The sequence below is a fragment of the Pseudooctadecabacter sp. genome (assembly GCF_020627745.1).
Lineage (GTDB): Bacteria > Pseudomonadota > Alphaproteobacteria > Rhodobacterales > Rhodobacteraceae > Octadecabacter.
Genome location: NZ_JAHDGE010000030.1, coordinates 20,040 through 26,147, shown reverse-complemented (window position 1 = coordinate 26,147; position 6,108 = coordinate 20,040). Strand labels below are relative to the sequence as shown.

Here is a 6,108-nt window from a genome sequence, read left to right as displayed (position 1 = left end):
ACCACTCAGCGGTTTTTCGCAGAAAAACCGCCCCCCGCCCGCAGCATGCGCCGACCGTAAGGTCGTCCCTTGCGTCCCCCACGCGCGACGCTAGATGTTTCTCATGACCCGACGCCGCCTTCATATTGTCCTTCACTGGGCCGTCTTTATGCTGATCCTAGCGATGGTCAAAGGAGGCACCTCCGCCGATTGGGTCCGGTGGGCCTTTGTTGTCAGTGTGGCCCTTTGGGTCGGGATTGCGGTGACCAAAGGGCTGATCGGGAAGGCCGGCCCGAAACTGGGGCCCCGAACCCGCGCCATATACCCTTGGATGCACCGTGCGCTCTACGGCGTCCTCGCCCTGTCAGCCGCCCTGAACGCCGCTGAACTCACGGGCCTGTTGTCCCCTGGCCCCGCATGGACGTCGCTGTTGGTTCTGCTGGGCCTTGGCGCCTTCCACGGGCTGTTCCAGTTCTGGCGGCATACGGCGCTTTATGACAACGCGTTGCGCCTCATCACCCCGCGTTTCATGCACGGCATCTTGTGAAACTTCTTCCCCCGTACCTTCGTTTCTTTGTCATGCGCCACATCATGCCCCACCGACGAACTATGCTGAAATGGCTCCATTGGGGGATTGTGCCCTTTTTTGTCTGGTTCCTGTTTGCCGACCCCGACGCCCTGCGCCGCATGGGGCCTGCTGTGTTCCAGTTCCATTCGACCATGGGCCTGATTTTCGTGACCTTGGCGCTGGTCTGGACCGCGTGGATGCTACGCTCAGGCCTGCACAGCCGTCCCGGCCCGAAATTACAGGGTTGGGCGCGCGCGCTTTACCGTCCGCTGCATCTCACGATCATCTGGGGGCTGTTTGCGGTGGCCTTTGGCGGGCTTTTGTTGGGTCTGACGGCGTCCTTTCAGATGAAAGCGGGCGGGATCATTCCCATCGGTGTTCCGCTGAACAAACCGCAGGCCCACCACTGGATCGGCCTGCTCCACACCTATCAGTTTTACGCACTGGCCGGGGTCGTCCTGTTTCACGCGGGTTTTCACACGTGGCGGCACCTGAAATTGCGCGATAATGCGCTGCGGATTATGGCGCCCAAGGTGTTTCACCGCTATTTGTAACCCATGGATACTTTCGCTGCCCCCGCCCCCACCGATGAACACCGTTTTCCCTGCGACAACTGCGGCGCGGATATGCGGTTTGATCCGGGCGAAAACCGCCTGATCTGCGATCACTGCGGCAACACGCATGAGATCACCGAAGGCCCGTGGCGCGGCGGCACGTTGCGCGAACTCGATTTTCGCACGGCGGTTTCCGGCGATCTGGCTTCTGAAGAAATCGAGGAAACCCGCGTGTCGTCCTGCCCCAACTGCGGCGCGCAGGTCGAATTCGACGCCGATTTACACGCCACCGAATGCCCGTTTTGTGCGACCCCGGTGGTCACCGACACGGGCACCCACCGCCATATCAAACCCAAGGGCCTGCTGCCCTTTGCCCTTGATGAAGGATCAGCGCGGGGCAAGATGACGGACTGGCTGGGGTCTTTGTGGTTTGCGCCAAACGGCCTGCAGGACTATGCCCGAAAGGGTCGCACGATGTCGGGCATCTACGTGCCCTACTGGACCTTCGATGCCGACACCAAAAGCGCCTATACCGGTGCGCGCGGCACGCATTATTACGAAACCCGCACCGTCATGCGCGATGGCAAACGCCAGCAGGTGCGCGTCCGCAAAACCCGCTGGCGCACGGCGTCGGGCCGTGTGGCGCGGTTCTTTGACGATGTGCTGGTGCTGGGGTCAACCTCCTTGCCCAAGCAATACACCGACGCGCTGGAACCTTGGGACCTGTCCGAGATGGAACCCTACCAGCCTGAATACCTCGCCGGATTTCGTGCCGAGGGCTATCAGGTGCAGCTTGAAGACGCCTTCGTCGAGGCCCGCGCCTATATGGACCGGATCATCCACCGCGATGTGAAATTCGACATCGGCGGCGATGACCAGCGGGTCAAATCTGTGGAGACCCAGATCGGCACGCTGACCTTCAAACACGTGCTACTGCCCGTCTGGATGGCCGCCTACAAATACCGTGGCAAAACCTACCGCTTTGTGGTGAACGGCCGCACGGGCCGCGTGCAGGGCGAACGCCCCTATTCCGCCATCAAAATCGCATTCGCCGTCCTGTTGGGTCTCATCGTGGCGGGCATCATCGGGTTTGTGATGGCGACCACGCAGTGATACACCCCTCAAAACTTTACGCGCGTTAAAAACTGGAGACGACGATGATTCTGGCCTGCGGCGAAGCCCTGATTGATATGCTCCCCCGTGAAACCACCAAAGGTGAGGCTGCCTTCGCACCCTATCCGGGCGGCGCGGTGTTCAACACCGCCATCGGCCTTGGTCGCTTGGGCGTTGAGACGCAGTTCTTCTGCGGCATGTCATCGGATTTTCTGGGCGATGTTTTGCGCGATGCCCTTGAGGCGTCGAAGGTCGATCACGGCCCGTCGCCCGCCATGGACGCGCCCTGCACGGTGGCTTTCGTGAAACTGGTGGACGGTCAGGCGACCTATGCGTTCTACGACGAAAACTCCGCCATGCGCACAGTGCCTGACGCGCCGGATGTGACGGCTGACGCGCTGTTTTTCGGCGGCATATCCTTGGTGGGGGATGGCTGCGGCGACATCTATGAGGCGATGATGCTGGACCAGTCTGCGGCCCGTGTCACGATGATCGACCCCAACGTGCGCCCGTCATTCATTCGCGATGAGGCCGCCTACCGCGCGCGCATCACCCGCATGATGGGGGCCGCCGATGTCATCAAGCTGAGCGATGAGGACCTTCTTTGGCTCGAAGGGGACGGCGATCTTGCGGCCCTTGCCCGTGGTCTGGTCGCCAAGGGGGCCAAACTGGTCTGCATCACCGAAGGGGCCAAGGGTGTCACCGGCTATACCGCCGATCATACGGTCTTTGTAGCGGCTGAAAAGGCGCAGGTCGTGGACACCGTGGGGGCTGGCGACACGTTCAACGCGGGCCTTTTGGCGGGTCTTGACCGGGCTGGGTGTCTGACCAAAGCGCGCATTGCATCGCTGGGCGAAGGGGAAATCCGCGACGCCCTGACGTTGGGCGTCAAAGCCGCCGCCATCACTGTCAGCCGCGCTGGCGCGAACCCTCCGTGGTCTGACGAAGTATGAGGGCGCTGATCCAGCGGGTGACCTCCGCTCAGGTCCATGTGGACGGCGAATTGGTCGGGGACTGCGGCGCCGGCGTGTTAATCCTGATCTGCGCCATGCAGGGCGACACAGACGACCTGCCCGCAAAACTCGCCGCAAAAATCGGCAAGCTGCGGATTTTCAAAGACGAAGACGGCCGCATGAACCGGTCCCTTTCTGACATTGGCGGTCAGGCCCTTGTGGTCAGCCAGTTCACCTTGGCCGCCGACACCTCACGCGGCAACAGGCCCGGCTTTTCTCAGGCCGCGCCGCCCGCAGAGGGGGAACGGCTCTACGAAGCCTTCGCTGCCGAAATGGCCCAGATCGTGCCCACCCAAACCGGCCGTTTTGGTGCCGACATGGCGGTGAGCCTGACCAACGATGGCCCCGTGACCATCTGGATGGACACCGACGCCTAGACCGGCTTTGGGCTCCGCCCGTTCTCAATTGACGAAAAGTCCGACCTCAGCCGCGCAGACGACCGGCCAGAAAGGTCACGCAAAACAGCGCGGCTGCCGCACAGATGATCGACGGCCCCGCCGGTGTGCCAAAGCCCCGCGCCGCATAAAGCCCGCCGATGGCTGCCACCACGCCAATGGCTGTCGCCCAGACTGCCATGCCCTCAGGGCCACGGGCCACCAAACGCGCCGCCGCCGCTGGAATGATCAACATCGCGGTGATCAGCAGGGCCCCAACCACCTTGATCGACACCGCCACCACCGTGGCCACCAGCAGGGTCAGCATCAGCCTGTCCCGTGCGGGGTTCAGGCCTGCGGCATGGGCCAGATCATTGGACAAAACCTCAGCCAGCAGGGCCTGCCACCGCCAGACCAGCAACCCCAGAACAACGACTGCCCCGCCCCAGATCACGGCAAGATCCGTCTTTGACACCACCAGAATGTCCCCGAACAAATAGGCATCCAGATCAATCCGCGCCTCGGGCATCAGCGACACGGCCACAAGGCCCATGGCCAGCGCGCTGTGGGACAACACGCCCAGCAAACTGTCCGGCGAGATCACCTCCCCCGACAGGGTTCCGATCAGAACCCCCATCGCAAGCGCGACCACCAGTACTCCTAGGGGAACGGATATCGAAAACGCCAGCGCCAGCGCCACCCCGAGGATCGCCGCATGGGCCGTTGCATCCCCGAAATAGGCCATGCGCCGCCAGACCACGAAACACCCCAACGCCCCGCAGGCCAGCGCCGTGCCCACCGCGGCCAGAAGGGCGCGGATCATGAAATCATCAAGGAAGGTCATTATTCGGCAGGCTCATGGCTGTGGGAATGGTCGTGGTCGTGCCCATGGTGACTGTGATCATGGTCATGACGGTAGAGCGCCAGCGCGCCCCCTGTGCCCGTCCCGAACAATTCGCGATAGGCAGGGGCCGCCGTCACAACATCGGGCGTGCCTTCGCAACAGATATGACCGTTGAGGCAAATGACCCGGTCGGTGGCCGACATCACCACGTGCAATTCGTGGCTGACCATCACAACACCGCAACCCAATTCATCGCGCAACGCCTCGATCAGTTTGTAAAACGCAGCCGAGGCCGGTTGATCCAGCCCTTGCGTCGGTTCATCCAGCACCAGCACCTGTGGATCATTCAGGATCGCACGGGCCAGCAAGACCCGCTGGAATTGCCCGCCAGACAGGCCCGCCAAGGGGCGCGTCGCCAGATGGTCCACGCCCGTGCGCGCCAATGCGGCCTGTGCCTTGGCCCAGGACACGCGTTTGGGCAGGTTCAAAAATCGCCGCACGCTCAGTGGCAGGGTCGGATCAACATGCAGCTTTTGCGGCACATACCCGATCCGCAAGCCCGGCGCGCGGGTGATGTTGCCATTGTCGATGGGCACAGCGCCAATCAGGGCGCGCAGCAGCGTCGATTTGCCGGACCCGTTTGGCCCCACAATGGTGACGATCTCACCGGCATCCAGCGACATGGACACGCCGTAGACCGCATGGGTGGCCCCATGGCGAACATTGATGTCCCTTGCCTCGATCAAGGCCATCTCAGACCTCCTGACAGGCGGGGCATGTGCCCGTGGCCTCAACCACGGTGCGCTCAATCTGGAACCCCGCAGCTACGGCGGACGGCTGCAACGCATCCTGCGCCTCGCCCTCGGCCACGGTGCCGCACCTGTTGCAAATCAAAAACGCGGGGTCATGTTCGGCGCCCGGCGTCGCACAGGCCACAAAGGCATTGAGCCGTTCAATCCGGTGCGCCAGCCCAGCCTCCACCAGAAACGTCAGCGCGCGGTAGGCCACGGGCGGCTTTGACCCGAACCCATCTGCATCTAAGCGAGCCAAGACATCATAAGCGCCCAAGGCCTCGTGGGCCTCCAGCAAAATCTCCAACGTGCGCCGCCGCACGGGTGTCAGGCGCAAAGACTGTGCCGCACAGGCTGCCTCCGCTGCGCTGAGGGCAGTGCGCACGCAGTGGGCATGATCATGGGCTTCAAAACCGGATGGACGGGATGTCATGTTTTGCTCTTGTTATGTTATAACATATCCATTATGCCCTTGCTGACCCAAAGATACAAGGACCCCTCCCCATGCGCCTGCCCCTGTTGACCAGCCTCGCCTGCTTGCCTTTGTCAGCGACTGCCGAAGTGCCCCAAGTGGTCACTGACATCGCCCCCATCCATTCGCTTGTGTCGCAGGTGATGGAGGGCGTGGGCACGCCGGACGTGCTTGTGTCAGGCGGGGCATCGCCCCACGACTTTCAATTCAGTTTCGATCAGGCGGACGCTGTGCAATCTGCCGATCTGGTGATCTGGGTCGGCCCCGCGCTGACCCCGTGGCTGGATGAGGCTTTGGACACATTGGGCGGGGAGGTTGACCAACTGGTCCTGCTGGACGCCGAAGGCTGGCCCGCCCTGCCGCTGCGCGAAGACGCGGCCTTCGAAGACCATCACGATCA

At 62.5% G+C, this 6,108-nt stretch carries 9 protein-coding genes; 6 read left to right on the top strand and 3 right to left on the bottom strand.

Annotated features, from left to right (window positions below; translation table 11 throughout):
- Positions 1–103: 103 nt before the first annotated feature.
- From QZ653_RS11660 to dtd, 5 genes are all read left to right on the top strand, one after another.
- Positions 104–526 carry a hypothetical protein gene (locus QZ653_RS11660; protein WP_296420264.1) on the top strand — a complete coding sequence of 141 codons (423 nt, stop codon included), beginning with the start codon at positions 104–106 and terminating at the stop codon, positions 524–526.
- 62 nt (positions 527–588) lie between these two features.
- Complete coding sequence (locus QZ653_RS11655) at positions 589–1,101, top strand: cytochrome b/b6 domain-containing protein (protein WP_296420263.1); 513 nt, start codon at positions 589–591, stop codon at positions 1,099–1,101.
- A 3-nt stretch (positions 1,102–1,104) separates the two neighbouring features.
- Positions 1,105–2,214 (top strand): TFIIB-type zinc finger domain-containing protein, encoded by a 1,110-nt coding sequence (locus QZ653_RS11650; RefSeq protein WP_296420262.1) that lies wholly within the window; start codon positions 1,105–1,107, stop codon positions 2,212–2,214.
- A gap of 44 nt (positions 2,215–2,258) precedes the next feature.
- The gene (locus tag QZ653_RS11645) at positions 2,259–3,167 is read left to right on the top strand and encodes a carbohydrate kinase family protein (RefSeq protein ID WP_296420261.1); all 909 of its coding nucleotides are present in this window, start codon (positions 2,259–2,261) and stop codon (positions 3,165–3,167) included.
- Positions 3,164–3,604 carry a D-aminoacyl-tRNA deacylase gene (gene dtd, locus QZ653_RS11640; protein ID WP_296420259.1) on the top strand — a complete coding sequence of 147 codons (441 nt, stop codon included), beginning with the start codon at positions 3,164–3,166 and terminating at the stop codon, positions 3,602–3,604. Before QZ653_RS11645 ends, dtd begins: the two co-directional genes overlap by 4 nt.
- 46 nt (positions 3,605–3,650) lie before the next feature.
- On the opposite strand, the gene QZ653_RS11635 is transcribed toward dtd, so the two are convergent.
- From QZ653_RS11635 to QZ653_RS11625, 3 genes are read right to left on the bottom strand one after another with little or no spacing between them, the layout of a single operon-like run.
- Entirely contained in the window at positions 3,651–4,445 is a 795-nt protein-coding gene (locus QZ653_RS11635; RefSeq protein ID WP_296420258.1) for a metal ABC transporter permease, read from the bottom strand.
- Entirely contained in the window at positions 4,445–5,197 is a 753-nt protein-coding gene (locus QZ653_RS11630) for a metal ABC transporter ATP-binding protein (RefSeq protein WP_296420257.1), read from the bottom strand. The genes QZ653_RS11635 and QZ653_RS11630 overlap by 1 nt, the downstream gene beginning before the upstream one ends.
- Before the next feature lies 1 nt (position 5,198).
- Complete coding sequence (locus tag QZ653_RS11625; RefSeq protein WP_296420256.1) at positions 5,199–5,669, bottom strand: Fur family transcriptional regulator; 471 nt, start codon at positions 5,667–5,669, stop codon at positions 5,199–5,201.
- A 71-nt stretch (positions 5,670–5,740) separates the two neighbouring features.
- Here QZ653_RS11625 and QZ653_RS11620 point away from each other — a divergent pair.
- The coding region (locus QZ653_RS11620; RefSeq protein WP_296420255.1) for a metal ABC transporter solute-binding protein, Zn/Mn family at positions 5,741–6,108 on the top strand (368 nt) is incomplete at its 3' end.